Annotated in this window: 15 protein-coding genes; 10 read left to right on the plus strand and 5 right to left on the minus strand. The window is 61.9% G+C overall.

Features of this window, described 5'->3' with window-relative positions; translation table 11 throughout:
• A partial coding sequence (locus VNZ65_RS07630; protein ID WP_325667646.1) for an alkaline phosphatase family protein occupies nt 1-1,009 on the minus strand: 1,009 nt, incomplete at its 3' end.
• 301 nt (nt 1,010-1,310) lie between these two features.
• Between VNZ65_RS07630 and VNZ65_RS07635 the strand changes: the two genes are divergently transcribed.
• From VNZ65_RS07635 to VNZ65_RS07655, 5 genes are all read left to right on the plus strand, one after another.
• The gene (locus tag VNZ65_RS07635; RefSeq protein ID WP_325667648.1) at nt 1,311-2,345 is read left to right on the plus strand and encodes a YrzE family protein; all 1,035 of its coding nucleotides are present in this window, start codon (nt 1,311-1,313) and stop codon (nt 2,343-2,345) included.
• A gap of 148 nt (nt 2,346-2,493) precedes the next feature.
• On the plus strand, nt 2,494-4,032 hold the full coding sequence (locus tag VNZ65_RS07640) for a helix-turn-helix transcriptional regulator (RefSeq protein ID WP_325667650.1): 1,539 nt from the start codon (nt 2,494-2,496) through the stop codon (nt 4,030-4,032).
• Nucleotides 4,033-4,204: 172 nt separating this feature from the next.
• A complete protein-coding gene (locus VNZ65_RS07645; RefSeq protein ID WP_325667652.1) occupies nt 4,205-4,390 on the plus strand; it encodes a CsbD family protein in 186 nt (61 codons plus the stop codon).
• A gap of 63 nt (nt 4,391-4,453) precedes the next feature.
• Nucleotides 4,454-4,708 (plus strand): CsbD family protein, encoded by a 255-nt coding sequence (locus VNZ65_RS07650; protein ID WP_325667653.1) that lies wholly within the window; start codon nt 4,454-4,456, stop codon nt 4,706-4,708.
• Between the two features lie 99 nt (nt 4,709-4,807).
• A complete protein-coding gene (locus tag VNZ65_RS07655; RefSeq protein ID WP_325667655.1) occupies nt 4,808-5,182 on the plus strand; it encodes a hypothetical protein in 375 nt (124 codons plus the stop codon).
• Nucleotides 5,183-5,217: 35 nt separating this feature from the next.
• Here the strand turns inward: VNZ65_RS07655 and VNZ65_RS07660 are convergent, their stop codons facing one another.
• On the minus strand, nt 5,218-6,714 hold the full coding sequence (locus VNZ65_RS07660) for an NAD(P)/FAD-dependent oxidoreductase (RefSeq protein ID WP_325667657.1): 1,497 nt from the start codon (nt 6,712-6,714) through the stop codon (nt 5,218-5,220).
• Between the two features lie 167 nt (nt 6,715-6,881).
• Here VNZ65_RS07660 and VNZ65_RS07665 point away from each other — a divergent pair, with 167 nt between their 5' ends.
• The 3 genes from VNZ65_RS07665 to VNZ65_RS07675 are packed head-to-tail and all read left to right on the plus strand — an operon-like array spanning nt 6,882 to nt 9,365.
• Nucleotides 6,882-7,574 (plus strand): TetR/AcrR family transcriptional regulator, encoded by a 693-nt coding sequence (locus tag VNZ65_RS07665; protein WP_325667659.1) that lies wholly within the window; start codon nt 6,882-6,884, stop codon nt 7,572-7,574.
• Entirely contained in the window at nt 7,575-8,507 is a 933-nt protein-coding gene (locus VNZ65_RS07670) for an alpha/beta hydrolase (protein ID WP_325667661.1), read from the plus strand.
• Nucleotides 8,508-8,555: 48 nt separating this feature from the next.
• Nucleotides 8,556-9,365, plus strand: a complete 810-nt coding sequence (locus tag VNZ65_RS07675; RefSeq protein ID WP_325667663.1) for an SDR family oxidoreductase — start codon at nt 8,556-8,558, stop codon at nt 9,363-9,365.
• 9 nt (nt 9,366-9,374) lie between these two features.
• Here the strand turns inward: VNZ65_RS07675 and sfnG are convergent, their stop codons facing one another.
• Nucleotides 9,375-10,475, minus strand: a complete 1,101-nt coding sequence (sfnG, locus tag VNZ65_RS07680; RefSeq protein WP_325667665.1) for a dimethylsulfone monooxygenase SfnG — start codon at nt 10,473-10,475, stop codon at nt 9,375-9,377.
• 433 nt (nt 10,476-10,908) lie between these two features.
• Between sfnG and VNZ65_RS07685 the strand changes: the two genes are divergently transcribed.
• Nucleotides 10,909-13,044 carry a carboxy terminal-processing peptidase gene (locus VNZ65_RS07685; protein ID WP_414649070.1) on the plus strand — a complete coding sequence of 712 codons (2,136 nt, stop codon included), beginning with the start codon at nt 10,909-10,911 and terminating at the stop codon, nt 13,042-13,044.
• Between the two features lie 87 nt (nt 13,045-13,131).
• Here VNZ65_RS07685 and VNZ65_RS07690 read toward each other — a convergent pair whose 3' ends face one another.
• Complete coding sequence (locus VNZ65_RS07690) at nt 13,132-13,926, minus strand: hypothetical protein (RefSeq protein WP_325667667.1); 795 nt, start codon at nt 13,924-13,926, stop codon at nt 13,132-13,134.
• A 253-nt stretch (nt 13,927-14,179) separates the two neighbouring features.
• Between VNZ65_RS07690 and VNZ65_RS07695 the strand changes: the two genes are divergently transcribed.
• Nucleotides 14,180-14,662: a GNAT family N-acetyltransferase gene (locus VNZ65_RS07695; RefSeq protein ID WP_325667668.1), complete on the plus strand. Its 483-nt coding sequence runs from the start codon at nt 14,180-14,182 to the stop codon at nt 14,660-14,662.
• 18 nt (nt 14,663-14,680) lie between these two features.
• Here the strand turns inward: VNZ65_RS07695 and VNZ65_RS07700 are convergent, their stop codons facing one another.
• The gene (locus VNZ65_RS07700; protein WP_325667670.1) at nt 14,681-15,562 is read right to left on the minus strand and encodes a LysR family transcriptional regulator; all 882 of its coding nucleotides are present in this window, start codon (nt 15,560-15,562) and stop codon (nt 14,681-14,683) included.
• Nucleotides 15,563-15,568: the final 6 nt, after the last annotated feature.

Consider the following 15,568-nt stretch of genomic DNA (forward strand, 5'->3'; position numbering starts at 1 on the left):
GCGGCGTCGGCGTGGTGACATGGTCGTAAAACCCGCCATTCTCGTCATAGGTATAGATGAAGACCGTCTTCGCCCACACCGCTGGATTCGAGGCCAGCGCCTGCAGGAACTGGTTGACGTAATCGACGCCGACGTTCGGCGAGCCGCTCGGATGTTCCGACTTGGCCGCCGGGGCGACGATCCAGGATACCGCCGGCAAGGTGTTGTTGGTGACGTCGTTCTGGAAATCCGCCAGCACCCGGGTCTGCACGCCGTTGATATACAGCGGCGAATTGGTCGGCAGGTTCTGGAACTGCTTGAACCAGGCCAGCGCGTTGTCGTCGTAGTTGTCGACTTCCTGGTAAGTGCGCCAGCTGATGCCCGCCGCCTGCAGCGCTTCCGGATAGGTCTGCCAGGTCAGCGAGCCATAGGTGAAGCCGTTGGTGGTAGCCGGCCCGCCGTGCAGGCCCTGCGGATCGATGGTGCCGCTCATCAGGTACAGGCGGTTCGGATTGGTCGAGGTCCGCGCCGAGCAGAAATAGTTGTCGCACAGGGTGAAGGCGTCAGCCAGCGCGTAGTGGTACGGCAGGTCGCTGCGCGTCATGTAGGTGTGCGCATTCATGCCCTTGTTGGGAATCCACTGGTCGTTGCGGCCCTTGTTCCAGGCCGCCGTGCCGGTATTCAAGTCATGCGGCACATCCGACAGCCACTGCGCCGAGGCGGTGCTGGAATTCAAGCGCCACGGCGTATACAAGGCGCCGGTGCTGTCGGCCTGGCTGAAGACGTTGCGGCTGGTGCCCTGGATGGTGGCGGCATGGTCGTCGTTGAAACCGCGCGCGCCCTTGATGGTGCCGTAATAATGATCGAAGGAGCGGTTCTCCTGGCAGAAGATGACGACGTGCCCGACCGAGCCCAGCGTGCCGGTCACGGCAGGCGCCGCCAGCGCCTGCTGGACCGCCGGGGGCAGCATGGTCGCGCCCATTGCTGCCACAGAACCTTTGAGAAATTTTCTACGACTTGAATGTGCCATGTCATTTCCATAGAGAAAGAAAAGCCAGACTCTATAGTCGCTGTATTACCGGCGCATGACCAGCGCGTTACGTATTGATGACGTTTAACGGCACAGAAATAATCCTGTATGTGCACTGAAAAACATGGCATTGTTGTGTCGCACACTGGACATTCCAGGCGCACAAACCAGCCACGTTTTTCCGCTCAGGCTGTTAGCGCAACCATGATGAATGCACTAGGTTTCCTGGTGCGTATGCATCAGGCTTCCTTGCCGCCGCAATCCTATACTCCCCAACTCAAGCAGTCCCTGCAGCCGCGCCATGGCTGCCGTGCGGGGCCGCTCCTATCAATTTCACATGTGGGGCTATATGGAAATCTATAACGACAATATCGAACAGCGCCCGGCCATGCTGCGCTTTGGCTGGGGCATCTCGTGGAGCGCCGTGCTGGCCGGCTTTTTCCTGTCGCTGGTGATCTACCTGCTGCTCACTGTGCTCGGCACCGCCATCGGCGCCGGCGCGGTCGATCCGCTAGGCGAACAGAATCCGCTGGCCGGCGCCGGCCTCGGCGTCGGCATCTGGCTGGCAGTGAGCACCCTGGTCTCGCTATTCTTCGGCGCTTTCATCAGCGGCCGCGCGGCGCCACGGCAAGGCGCCTTGCACGGCTTGCTGACCTGGGCGCTCATGACCGTGGCCGGCACCTGGCTGCTGGCCTCGCTGGCCTCCGGCGTCACTGGCGCCGCCGCCAACATGGTGGGCAGCGGCTTGTCGCTGGCTGGCCGCAGCGTGGCGGCGGCAGCGCCCGGCATCGCCTCCGGCGTCAAGGATCAGCTACAGCAGAGGGGCATCGAATTCGACTGGGGCAACATGCAGGATCAGTTGAACGGCCTGCTGCACGACACTGGCAAGCAAGCCTTGCAGCCGGGCCAGCTCAAGGCTGACGCCAAGGATGCCGCCGGCGACGCCAGCCGCACGGCGCAACAGGCCGGCGCCGCGCCGCAAGCAGCGGGCGACGACCTGGCCCAGTGGTTTGCTCGCGTGAAGCAGAAAGCCCTGCCGGCGCTAGATGCAGCGGACAAGGATGCACTGGTCAACATCGTGGCGGCGCGCAGCGGCAAGTCGCGCCAGGAAGCGCAAAAGATCGTCGACAGCTATGCCCAGACCTACGATGCCGCGCTGGCCAAGTACCAGCAGCTGAAAGCGCAGGCAGAACAGCAGACGCGTGAAGCAGCTGCAAGCGCTGCCCGGGGGGTCTCGAAAGCGGCCTGGAGTTCGCTGGCGATCCTGGTGATCGGCGCCCTGGTTGCTTCATTCGGCGGCTGGTTCGGCCTGCGCTTGCGGCCGCGCGTGCCCTAGGCGGCGTCAGTTGCGGCATCCGCGCCCATCTGCATCGGGATTTCCCAGGCAGGTATAGTGGATGCCTATCGATTCCTGGCGCGCCGGCGATTTTGTCGCCGGCGCGCCAGGTGCACATTCACATTGGAACCCGGGCTAGAAACCTACCATGGATCAAACTCCCGCCGTAAGCGACGCCGACGACAAGGTGCTGCGCCGCCAGACCGACCGCCGCCAGCTGCAGCAGATCATCACCGGCCTGACCGAAGGCGTGATCCTGGTCGAGCCCGACCAGAGCATCGTCTGGGCCAACCAGGCGGCGCTGGACATGCACGGCGTCGAAGACGTCAAGGAGCTGGGCGTCAACGCCAGCGAATACCGCGAGCGCTTCCGCCTGCGCTACCGCAACAACCACGCGGTGCAGCCGGGCAGCTATCCGATCGACCGCGTGATCGCCGGCGAAGGATTCAGCGACGTCATCGTTGAAGTCTATCCGGCCCATGACGAAGAGCAGTACTGGGTACACCGGGTACGCAGCCTGGTGCTGACCAACAGCGCCGATGAGCCTGACTGCCTGGTACTGATCCTGCATGATGCCACCGACTGGGCCAGCGCCGAGCAGCGCTTTGAAAAAACCTTCAACGCCAATCCGGCGCCGGCCGTGATCTGCCGCCTGAGCGACCAGCGCTATATCAAGGTCAACCAGGGTTTCGTCGAAATGACCGGCTATGCGCGCGAACAGGTGATCGGCCGCTCGGTCTACGAAATCGATGCCTTTGAAAGCGCCGAGCGCCGCGAGCTGGCCATTGAACGCCTGGGCGAAGGCGCCACCATTCCGCAAATGGAAGCGCTGCTGCGCCTGCCGCAAGGCGGCAGCAAGTGCGTGGTGGTGGCGGGCCAGCCGATCGACATCGGCGAAGAGGCTTGCATGCTGTTCACCTTCATGGACCTGGAACCGCGCAAGAAGGCCGAAAACGCCTTGCGCCAGAGCGAAGAGCGCTTCGAGAAATCGTTCCGCATGACGCCGGTGCCGACCGTGCTGCTGAGCGCCGAGGATTTCACCGTACTGGACCTGAACGCCGCCTTCACCGCCACCACTGGCTTCAGCCAGGAAGAAGCGCTTGGCAGGACCATCGATGAAATGGCTTTGTGGCATGCCGATGCCCGCGCCAGGATCGCTGCCTCGCTGGCCGCATCCGGCAGCCTGCGCAACGTCGAATTCCAGCTGCAGAACAAGGATGGCGAATCCCTGGCCTGCCTGGTATCGGCTGAAGTGGTCAGTATCCACGGCAAGGAATGCCTGCTGATGGCCTTCCTCGATATCACCGAACGCAAGCGCACGGAAATGGAACTGGTGGTGGCGATCGAAACCGTCATGCAGGACGCTTCCTGGTTCAGCCGCACCCTGATCGAGAAGCTGGCCAATGTGCGGCGCTCCAGCATGCCGGACGGCGGCGGCGCCCAGCTGGCCGATCTCACCAGCCGCGAGCGCGATGTCTTCGACCTGCTCTGCCGCGGCCTGGCCGACAAGGAAATCGCCAAGGAACTGGCGCTGGCGCCGAACACCGTGCGCAACCATGTCTCCACCATCTACGCCAAGCTGGATGTGCACAGCCGCGGCGAAGCCATCGTGTGGGCGCGCGAACGCGGCTTCTTCGGCCTGCCTGCAGCCGACACTCCGCGCCGCAAGAAAGCTGCCGGCAACTGAGAACGCCGCTGCTGCAAATGCACTAGCGCAGCCGGTGCATTTGCAACTGTTCTTGAGATGGATGGATGACGACAATGGAACTGTTGAAGAAGCAGCCGCTAAATCTTGCAGAAGGATTTTCTTCTCAACGTTGGGCCAGTCTTTCCCGTCAATCACTTATCAGGAGCACAGCATGGACAAGAATCGCATCGAAGGCGTTGCCAAGCAGGTCAAGGGTTCAGTCAAGGAAACCATCGGCAAGATCACCGGCAACAAGAGTACCGAAGCCGAAGGCATTGCCGAAAAAATCGAAGGGCAAGTGCAGACCAAGGTCGGCGAAACTGCCGACAAGCTGCGCGACGTCGTCAAGAGCAAGTAATCGGCCAGCCGGCCGGTGCAGCGCGCCGGCGGCGTCCATCCACCTTATTCCATGAGGATGCATATGTCTGAAGACCGCATCATAGGCAACGCCAAGACCGTCGCCGGCAAGATCCAGGACGCCGTAGGCAGCCTGGCCGACGATCCACGCATGCAGCTCGAAGGCAAGGCGCGCCAGCTTGCTGGCCGCACCCAGGCCAGGTACGGCGAGGCGGTCGACAATGTGATCGAGTTTGCCAACAACCGTCCGCTCAGCACGCTGGCGATCGCCGGGGCGATAGGTTTCCTGGCCGGCGCCATCTGGTCGCGGCGCGACTGAGCACTGGCCTCAGGCAGCCCGCTGGTCCCGATCGGGAACCAACGGGCTTGTCATCCGTAAATCCTATTAGCTTTATCGAAATATTTCTTTGTGGGAAATATGGAGATCATTTATCCTGATGCCTGTTTCCACCCGCCATGTCCGCCACAGATGTCGACCATGCCCCGCAAGGTATTCAGCTTCATCCGCTCACGGCCGGTAGAGTTTGCCGCGCTGCTGTTACTCAGTGTCAGTTTCATCCTGGCTGTACGCAACCATTCCGCTACTTCCGCGTATGGCAACCTCTTGGCGATATGCTGCCTCATCTCCGGATTCCTGGGGCCAAAAATTTCCCTGAAACTCACCCTGCCAGAGATCCATCAAGAAATCCGCAAGGCTGGAATCCCGCGCTATCAGAAGGCCCGGCGCATCGTCAATTTCCTCTGCCTTGGCTTGCTGGGACTGTTCCTGTATTCCTTTTTTTCCGGTTTATGATGCGGCTGTGGCATTGACCTGAACGCTGACCTGATTCAAACGGCCGGCGGCTGCTTCAGGATCAAATAATTGGCGGCGTCGAAATGCCGCGTAATGCGCCGGTATTCAAAAGTGAAGCCTGGCCACAAGGTATTGTTCTTGCCGCCTTTGGTCAGATACCAGCTCCTGCAGCCCGAATCCCACACGGTGCCGTGCAGGCGGCGCTGCAGTTCGCGGTTGTAGTCTGCCTGCACCTGCGGCATCACATCCAGCGAATGCAAATCCTGTTTGCGAATGGTGCCGATGGCGTCGATCAGGTAGTTCACGCCGGATTCGATCATGTAGATCATGGAATTGTGGCCCAGCCCGGTATTCGGGCCGGTGATCATGAAGAAATTCGGAAATCCGGCCACGGTCGCGCCCTTGTATGCCTCCAGTCCATCTTGCGCCACTGCGCTGAGCAGCCTGCCGCCGCGGCCGCGTACCGGCAAGCCCCCAAGTGAATGCTGGACGTCAAAGCCGGTGCCGAAAATGATCGCGTCCACCGGACGTTCCACGCCGTCGCTGCCGACCACGCCATGGGCGCGCAGCTCGGTGACGCCGCCGGTCAACAACGCCACGTTGTTGCGCGCCAGGGCCGGATAGTAGTCGCTCATCAGCAGGATGCGTTTGCAGCCCAGCGTGTAATCGGGCGTGACCTTCTTGCGCAATTCGGGATCGTGCTGAATCTGCTTCTTGATGTGACGCAGCGCCAGGTGCCGGATCGGCTTGGCCAGCGAGGGCAGCTTGGCGAATAGCACCAGCCGCATTTCATATTGCAGGTAGGTCATGCCGCGATACAGCCATTGCAGCGGCTTGACGTGTTGCAGCAGCCATTTTTCGGCAGCGCTGATGGCGCGGTCCGGCCGCGGCATCACCCAGGGTGGCGTCCGCTGGTAGACATCCAGCTGCGCGACCTTGCCGACGATTTCGGGGATGAACTGGATCGCGCTGGCGCCGGTGCCGATGACCGCTACCCGTTTGCCTTCCAGATCGTAGTCATGCTGCCACTCGGCGGAATGGAACATCCGCCCCTGGAAATTTTCCAGGCCGGCGATGGGCGGGATCGCCGGCCGCGACAGCGCGCCGGTGGCGATCACCAGCGATTTGGCGCTGAACGCATGCTTGCTGGTGCGCAGCCGCCAATAGCCCCCGGCTTCGTCAAAATCGGCCTGCGTCAGTGCTGTGTCCAGGCGGATGTGCGGCAGCAGATTGTAATCGCGGACGAGGTTTTCGGTATAGCGCAGCAATTCCGACTGCTGGGGAAATTTGCGCGACCAGTCGGCATTCTGGGCGAACGAGAAAGAGTACAAGTGGCTGGGTACATCGCAGGCGGCGCCGGGATAATGATTGACGCGCCAGGTGCCGCCAAACACCGCATCCTTTTCCAGGATCACGAAATTCTCTATGCCCTGCTGCTTGAGCCTGATCGCCATGCACAGTCCGGAGAAGCCGCTGCCAATGATGGCGACTTCCACGTCCGGGCCGGTAGCGTCCTGCTTGAAACCAGTCATATCCTGCCTTTGCTGTTAGTTCCCCCGCTGCCCGCGGAGCGTCCTGCCAGGGCGGCCTTCCGGCCCGGCCGAAACTGACATTAACAAAAGTCACTATTCCACTTTACAAGTGACATTGAGCAATGTCAATATAGGCTCGTCAGTCGCCACTTATCTTCCCAACCTCCATGGTCACCAGGAAAACGGCATCCCCGCCCGAACGCGCTTACCGCGGCGTCGGCATCGCGCAGCGCAAGGCAGAACGGCGCGCGCGCCTGATCCAGGCTGCCATCCGCTGCTTCGGCCGCGACGGCTATCACGCCTCCACCCTCAAATCCCTGTGCGCTGAAGCCGGCCTGACGGAACGCTATTTTTACGAGTCGTTTGCCAATTTCGACGAGCTGCTGTGCAGCTGCTACCAGCAGGCGGCGGAAACCATCTTCGGCATCGTCAGCGCCGACATCGCCAGCGCCCAGCCTGACCCGATGTCGCGCCTGCGCGCCGCCCTGCAATCCTATTTCAAGGTGATCGCCGACGATCCCGCGCGCGCGCGCCTGACGCTGATCGAAATCGTCGGCGCCAGCGACAACGCCAACCAGGCTTACCGCGCCCAGCTGGCGATCACGGTCGATGTGATACGGCTCGAAATATTCAAGGAACTGCCGCCCAATCCCGGCAACGGCCTCTCGCTGCAAGTGCTGGCCACCGCCATGATGGGTTCGGCCTACCAGCTCGCCAAGGAATGGGTGCTGTCGGATTTCAAGCTGCCGCGGGCGACCCTGGTGCGCAACCTGGAAGCGGTGGCCGCCGGCATCGTCAGCGAGTGGCAGCTGGTGCGCTCCCCTTCTGCAGGAAAACGTCAAACCAAAGCGAGACCATAAATGAGCATACTGATCGTCGGCATCGCCATCTTTGCCGGTCTGCTGCTAGTGTTACTGTTCGACCGTCTGCTGCCGGCGACCTCCGCGCGCCTGGCCTTGCAGCTGGAACGCCGGCGCGCCGGCCTGGCGCTGGCGGAAGTCAGCCTGCCCGGATGCAGCATGCCCTACCTGCACGGCGGCTCGCCTGACGCGCCGGTACTGGTGCTGGTGCACGGCTTTGGCGGCGACAAGGATAACTTCACCCGCATCGCCGGCTTCCTGACCCCGCATTACCGCGTGATCTGTCCCGACCTGCCGGGTTTCGGCGACGCCAGCCGCGATCCCGCCGCCAGCTACGCCATGAGCGACCAGGTAGAACGGCTGCGCGCCTTTCTCGATCAGCTCGGACTGGAGCGGGTGCACCTGGGCGGCAATTCGATGGGTGGTTTCATCAGCGCCCAGTTCAGCGCTGCCTATCCCGAGCGGGTCGTCAGCCTGTGGCTGCTGGATGCGGCCGGTACGGCGGCGGCGCAGGATACCGTGCTGTTGAAGCGCTACCTGGAAAGCGGCGAGATGCCGCTGCTGCTGCGCCGCCAGCAAGACTTTGCCGTGCTGATGCGCAGCACCACCCATCGCCCACCCTATATCCCGTGGTCGCTGCGCACCACCCTGGCGCAGCGGGCAATCCGCGACTATCCCCTGCACAGCCGGATCATGCAGCAGCTGACGACCTCGCCTTTGCTGGAGACGCAATATCAGGCGCTGGCCACGCCTTGCCTGATCGTCTGGGGCAAGCAGGACCAGATCCTCAACCCGGCCGGCGCCTACAGCTTCCAGGCGCTGTTCCCGCACAATCAACTGCAGCTGATGGAAGGCATCGGCCATTTGCCGATGATAGAAGCACCCAGGCGCAGCGCCGCCGATTACCTGGCATTCCGCAAGACGCTGGCCTGAGCGGCAGGCTGCGCCTGTGACAGGACACCCGACAGGGAGACATGTGCGATGAAGAGCTTCAAGGACAAGGTCGCGGTAGTCACCGGCGCCGGCAGCGGCATAGGCCGCCATCTGGCGCTGCAGCTGGCGCGGGCCGGCGCACGCCTGGCCATCTCCGACCTCAGCGAGGACGGCCTGGCGGAAACGCTGCGGCTGATGCCGGCAGGCGCCGAGGTCAGGAGCTACCGCGTCGACGTCGCCCGCAAGGACGAGGTGTTTGCCCACGCCGACCAGGTGCTGCGCGATTTCGGCAGCGCCCACTACATCTTCAATAACGCCGGCGTCTCGCTGACCGCCACCATCGCCCACAGCAGCATCGAGGAAATCGAATGGCAGCTGGGGATCAATCTGTGGGGTGTGATCTATGGCACCAAGGCCTTCCTGCCGATCCTGCTGCAACAGAAGGAAGGCCATATCGTCAATCTTTCCAGCGTCTTCGGGCTGATCGCGGTGCCCGGGCAAAGCGCTTATAACGTCTCCAAGTTCGGCGTGCGCGGCTGGACCGAATGCCTGTGGCAGGAACTGGAGGGCAGCGGCGTGCAAGCCACCTGCGTGCACCCCGGCGGCATCCGCACCGGGATCGCCCAGACTGGCCGCCTGGCGGCCAATGCCGACCATGTCGAACAGCGCTTGCTGGCGCTGGCCGGCAAGCTGCTGGTGACGCCGCCGGAAGCTATGGCGGCGGCCATGCTGGACGGCGTCGCCCGCGGCAAGAAGCGCATCATTTATGGCAGCAAGGCCGCTACCCTGACCTGGCTGCAACGCTTGCTTCCGGTCTCCTACGGCAAGGTGCTGCGGGCCATGGAGCGCTTCCTCTGAACTGCTTGTTCAGACTGCCAGCACTTCCGTTTCCGGCGCCAGTTCGCCTTCCAGCTCGCGCACCAAAGGCAGCACGTGGCGGCCGAAATATTCGACCTCTTCCTGGAAATGCAGGAAAGCGCTCAGCACCAGGTCGACGCCCACCTGCTTCAGCGCCACGATCCGTTCCGCGATCTGGCGCGGCGTGCCGATCAGGTCGGTCTTGAAACCGTCGTTGTACTGCACCAGATCCTCGAAGCTGGACTTGGCCCAGTTGCCTTCGCCTTCGGGACTGGCTTGGCCGGCCTGCCTGGCGGCGTCGCCGAAGGCGTGCACCGCGGCAGGATCGGCCTGGGCGATGATCTCGGCCAGCACTGCGCGCGCCTCGGCTTCGGTGTCGCGCGCGATGATGAAGGCGTTCACCCCGACCTTGACGCTATGGCCGTTGGCGGCCGCCTTGGCGCGGATATCGTCGACCTGCGCCTTGATGCCTGCCACCGTATTGCCGTTGGTGAAGTACCAGTCGGATACGCGCGCGGCCATGTCGCGCGCTGCGCGCGAACTGCCGCCCTGGAAAATTTCCGGGTGCGGCTGCTGCAGCGGCTTGGGTTTCAGGGTGTAGTTGCTAAAACGATAAAAATCGCCACGGAAGGTGAAATTGTCGGTGGTCCAGATACCTTTCAGGGCGCGGATGAATTCTTCCGAACGGCGATAGCGCTCGTCGTGCTCCAGCCAAGGTTCGCCGATGGCGGTGAATTCGCCCTTGAACCAGCCGCTGACGATATTCACGGCAACGCGGCCGCCGGTCAGCTGGTCGATGGTGGCAAGCTGCTTGGCGGCAACTGCCGGCGTCCATGGTCCGGGCAAGATTGCAGCGATCACCTTGAGCTTGGTGGTGGCGGCCAGCAAGGCATGGGTGAAAGCCACCGGCTCATGCTGGAATTCGGCGCCGTAGCCGGCGGTAAAGCGGATCTGGCTGAGCGCGTAATCGAACCCGTTCTGCTCAGCCAGCTGCGCCAGCTTGCGGTTGTAATCGATATCCCAGCTGGTGCGCTGGGCGATCTTGCTGACTACCAGCCCGCCGCTGACGTTCGGCACCCAGTAAGCGAATTTGATTGTTTCTTGACTCATGATTCTGCCCCGATTAATGTGGAAAGGAAGCTGGCCTGAATCGTCAGTATTGCGCCCGCCCGGCGCCGGGTACACGAAGAAAAACGGATTTGAATATGCAAAAGCGGAAAATCCGGCGCTTGCCGCAGCAGCCTGCGTGCGCTGCCCGTCCTCGCTTGCCAGGTAACGTAAAGTAACCGTATGAAATTAAGGTGCTGGCGGGAAATACCCGATTTAAGCAAGTCTTAAGCAAAGCCAAGTAGAATTACCCGAAGCGGACGCTTGCCGTCCATGCCGGCCGCATTGAAAACCGCACCGGCAGCGGCAGATGTCCATGCTTGATAGCAAGGGCAGGAATATGATTGTGACTGCTGCGAATACTATTTCCCGCTCACGTAAGTAAGAACATCGAACTGAAGGTTATATGCGCTTAAAAAATAGTCTGCTTTGTATCTTGTTGGCACTCTCGACCGCCGCCCACGCGCTGGAGTCGGGACCGCCACCGGTCCTGACGCCGTTGCAGCAGCAAGCGCAGGCAGCGCACCTGAGCGCACAGTTCCTGACCCGCTTCCATTACAAGCCGGTCAAGCTGGACGACGCGCTGGCGGAAAAAATCCTCAACCGCTACGTCAAATCGCTGGATCCTGAAAAATTCTTTTTCATCCAGTCCGACATCGACCAGTTCACGGCCCAGGCCGGCAAGCTCGACGACGCCATCTACAAAGAGGATCTCAGCATCCCCTTCGGCATTTTCAACTTGTATCAGCAACGCATCGTCGATCGCCTCAGCTATGCGCGCGAACTGTTGAAGCAGGGTTTCGATTTCAGCCAGAAGGAAGACTACGCCTTCGTGCGCGACAAGGAACCGTGGCCGAAGACCGAAGCCGAAAGCCGCGACCTGTGGCGCAAGCGGGTCAAGAACGACTGGCTGCGCCTGAAACTGGCCGGCAAGAAGGACGCGGCGATCCGCGACACGCTCAGCAAGCGTTATGAAAATTCGCTGGCGCGCGCCTACAAGTACAAGAGCGACGACGTGTTCCAGATCTTCATGAACGCCTACGCGACATCGATCGAGCCGCATACCGATTACCTCGGCACCACTGCCGCCGCGGATTTCGACATCGCCATGAAACTGTCGCTGGTCGGCATCGGCGCCGTGCTGCAGGAACGCGATGAATACACCACCATCCGCGAACTGGTGCCTGGCGGACCGGCGCAGCTGTCCGGCAAGATCGCTGTCGGCGACCGCATCGTCGGCGTGGCGCAAGGCCAGGGTCCGATGACCGAAGTGGTCGGCATGCGCATCGACGACGTCGTCAAGCTGATCCGCGGCGCCAAGGATACCGTGGTCAAGCTAGATATCCTGCCGGCCGACGCCGGTCCGGACGCCAAGCACAAGCTGCTGAGCCTGGTGCGCAACAAGATCAGCCTGGAACAGCAGGCCGCCAAGAAAACCATCCTCTCGGTCAAGAGCGGCGACAGCACCCGCAAGGTCGGCGTGATCACCTTGCCGGCCTTCTATGAAGACTTCGATGCGCGCGGCAAGGGCGACAAGAACTACCGCAGCGCCAGCCGCGATGTCGCGGCCCTGCTCAACGAGCTGAAGAAGGAAAAGGTCGACAGCGTGCTGGTTGACTTGCGCAACAACGGCGGCGGCTCGCTGACGGAAGCGGTGGACCTGACCGGACTGTTCGTCGGCAAGGGGCCGATCGTCCAGCAGCGCAATGCGCGCGGCGAAGTCAATGTCGAAGCCGACGACCGCAACACGCCGGTATGGAGCGGCCCGCTGGCGGTGCTGATCAACCGTGGTTCGGCCTCGGCCTCGGAGATTTTTGCGGCAGCGATCCAGGACTACGGGCGTGGCGTGATCATCGGTGAAGGCAGTTTCGGCAAGGGTACCGTGCAAACCATGGTCAACCTCGACCAGCTGGCGCACAACGACAAACCGAAGTTCGGCGAACTGAAGATGACCATCGCCCAGTTCTTCCGCATCAACGGCGGCACCACGCAACTGCGCGGCGTGACGCCGGACGTCAGCCTGCCGGGCTTCTCGGATACCGAGAATTTCGGCGAATCGAGCTATGACAACGCGTTGCCGTGGTCGGAAGTCAAGGCGGCCGACTATGCCAAGCTGGGCGATATCAAGGACCTCGTGCCGCAGCTCAAGATCCGCCATGACGCCCGGGTCGAGAAGGACAAGGATTACCAGCGCTTCGTCGAAGACGTGACCGAGGTCAATACTCTGCGCAAGAAGCGCTCCATCTCTCTCAATGAAGCGGACCGCCGCGCTGAAATGGCGCAACAGGAAGCCCGTACCCAGGCCCGTGCCAAAGATAGCGCCAAGGACAGCGCAAACGACGCTGCCAAAGGCAAGGTGGCTGACGTCGTCGCCGACGCCGATACCACGGACGATGGTCTGCAAGCGAATGAGCGCAGCCTGAGCGCCGAGCTGGCAGCCGAGAAAAAAGCCAAGGACGCGAAAGATGTCTTGCTGAACGAAGCGGCGCATATTCTCAGCGACGAATCGGATCTGCAAAAGAACAATCCGAAACTGGCAGCGCAGCCGGCAGCAGCAGCTACGGCAAAATGAGGCCCCCCTAAGTTCGCGGCGCTGAAGCAAGCGCGCGCGGAACGGCGCAAAGGACAGGCTGATGCCTGTCCTTTTTTTTGCCCGGCGCTAAACGCGGCTTCTGTCGCCGCCGGCTGCAACGGCTTTCAAGCCGTCCGCCTCAGACGCTTCATGCGACATGATGCGCCGTTGTATCGCGTTCAGGATCGCCAGGCCGTAAGCGCCTGCTTCCAAGCGCAAATCCCTGGCGCGGGCGATTTCCTGGTACAGGGCTTCGATCTCGGCGGCGGCGCGCTGGTTGCGCGGCTCGCTGTCGAACACCGATTGCCCTTGCTGCAGCAGGCGGTTATCTTCCAGCCATTCATGCACCACCGTCTGCGCCAGCGACGCCGTCAAGACATTGCGGGAAAATACGCGGGCGGCGCTGCGTTCGTCCGCAACGGCATCGCCGAAAGCGCTGATGGCTTGCAGTTCCACCACCAGTACGCGCAATGCGGGATTGAACAGACGCAGCGCTTCGATACGCTGGACCAGGCTTTCCCGGCGCTTGGCGTCGCCGCTGCGGGAACCGACCGGGACCAGCAGCACATCGGTGGCCACCAGCGCCGAATCCGCATTCCAGGAATCGCTGCCGTCGGTATCGATGATGATGTCCTGAAAGTGGCTGCGATAATAAGAAGCCGGGTTTTCCAGTTCCGACGGCAAGCCTTCCATGCCGCGCACCGCCAGTTTGATCTTGGCGTCGGCAGCCAGGCGGCGTTCGCCCCAGTTCTGGGAATACTTGAGGGAAGTAGCGTCGATCAGCAGCACCTTGCGATGCTGCAGCGCGCAGAAGGTCGCCAGGTTGGCCGCCAGGATCGAGCGTTTGGTGCTGTCGTCTTCGCTGAAAATAGTGATGATCATATTTCCTCCTATGCGTTAATCGGTGTCAGCGATGCGATGCGCATTGTGGGTGCGATGCGCTACACATATCGACACGGGCATAGATCGCTGTGACGCAATCAGTGTAGTGGGGGGCGTATAAAGATGTCGTAAAAATTCGAGCCTGCGGCATAAACGCCCGCTAAAAATCGCCTGATTCGTCCTCTGCAGACACGGCGGCAAGCATGCTAGGATCGATCTTCATCGACAAACCATGGTTCAGGATCGACAGAAAATGATCACCATCAACAGCTATTCAGACACTTACCGCGATGGCGTCGCCAAGCTGATCTTGCCAATCCAGCAGCAGGAGTTCGGCCTCGCCATCAGCCTGCAGGACCAGCCCGACCTGCTCGACATCCCCAATTTCTATCAAAGCGGCCACGGAAATTTCTGGCTGGCGCTGGCACAGGACGAAGTGGTGGGCAGCATCTCGCTGCGCGATATCGGCAACCGCCAGGGAGCGCTGCGCAAGATGTTCGTGCAGGCGCCGTTCCGCGGACGCGAGCATCAGGTCGCGCAACGCCTGCTGCAGACACTGATCGACTGGTCCAGGGCGCAGGGATTGCAGGAAGTCTTCCTGGGCACCACCGCCGCCTTCCTGGCCGCGCATCGTTTCTATGAAAAGAACGGCTTTGCCGAGATTACGCCGGCGGATCTGCCGGCGGCGTTCCCGCGCATGGCATTGGACACCAAGTTCTATCGGCTCAGCCTGTAACGACAGATAGCCGCCATCTCAGCCGAGCCGCTCCACCAGGAAATCGACAAAGGTGCGCAGCTTGGCGGTCGGCCGCGCATCGCGGGTGCGCACCAGGTGGATCGGCCGGCCCGGCAAGGACCACTCCGGCAATAGCAGCACCAGTTGGCCGGAAGCGATGGCAGCGTCCAGCAGCACATCGGCTTGCACCACCACACCGATACCGTTCAGCGCCGCGGTCAGCAAAGCCTGGCCGTTATTGCTGACGAAAGAGCCGCGCACCGGCACCACCTCAAGCTGCTCGCCTTGGCTGAAGCGCCAGGAGTGATCCTTGCCCCATGACATGAAGCCAAGGCAGTTATACCCGCTCAGCTCGGCCGGATGCCGTGGCGTGCCGTGGCGTTTTAAATAGGCCGGGCTGGCTACCGCAAACATGCGCGACGGGCGCAGCGGGCGAGCGACCAGATTGGCGCCGTCCACCATGCCGGAACGCAGCGCCACTTCAAAACCTTCTTCCACCATATCCACCACGCGGTCGTTCAAGACCAGTTCCACCTGCACTTCCGGGTACAGCGTCATGTACTCGCCGATCAACGGCACCAAGCGATGTGCGCCGTAGGTGACCGGCGAAGTCATGCGCAACTTGCCGCGCGGGACCGCGCGCAACGCTTCGGCGACATAGTCGGCGGCCTGCACGCTGTTGAGCACATCGCGGCAGCGTTCCACATACACGCTGCCGATCTCGGTCAGGCTGTGGCGGCGCGTGGTGCGGTCCAGCAAGCGCGCGCCGAGGTGGGTCTCCAGCGCCCGCACGTGGTTGGCGACCATGGTGGTCGACAGCGAAAACTCTTCCGCCACGGCGGCGAAACTACCTTTTTCCACCACGCGGACGAATACGGCCATGCTTGTCAATCTATCCATTCTAAA

The organism is Collimonas sp. (assembly GCF_035566555.1).
Lineage (GTDB): Bacteria > Pseudomonadota > Gammaproteobacteria > Burkholderiales > Burkholderiaceae_D > Collimonas.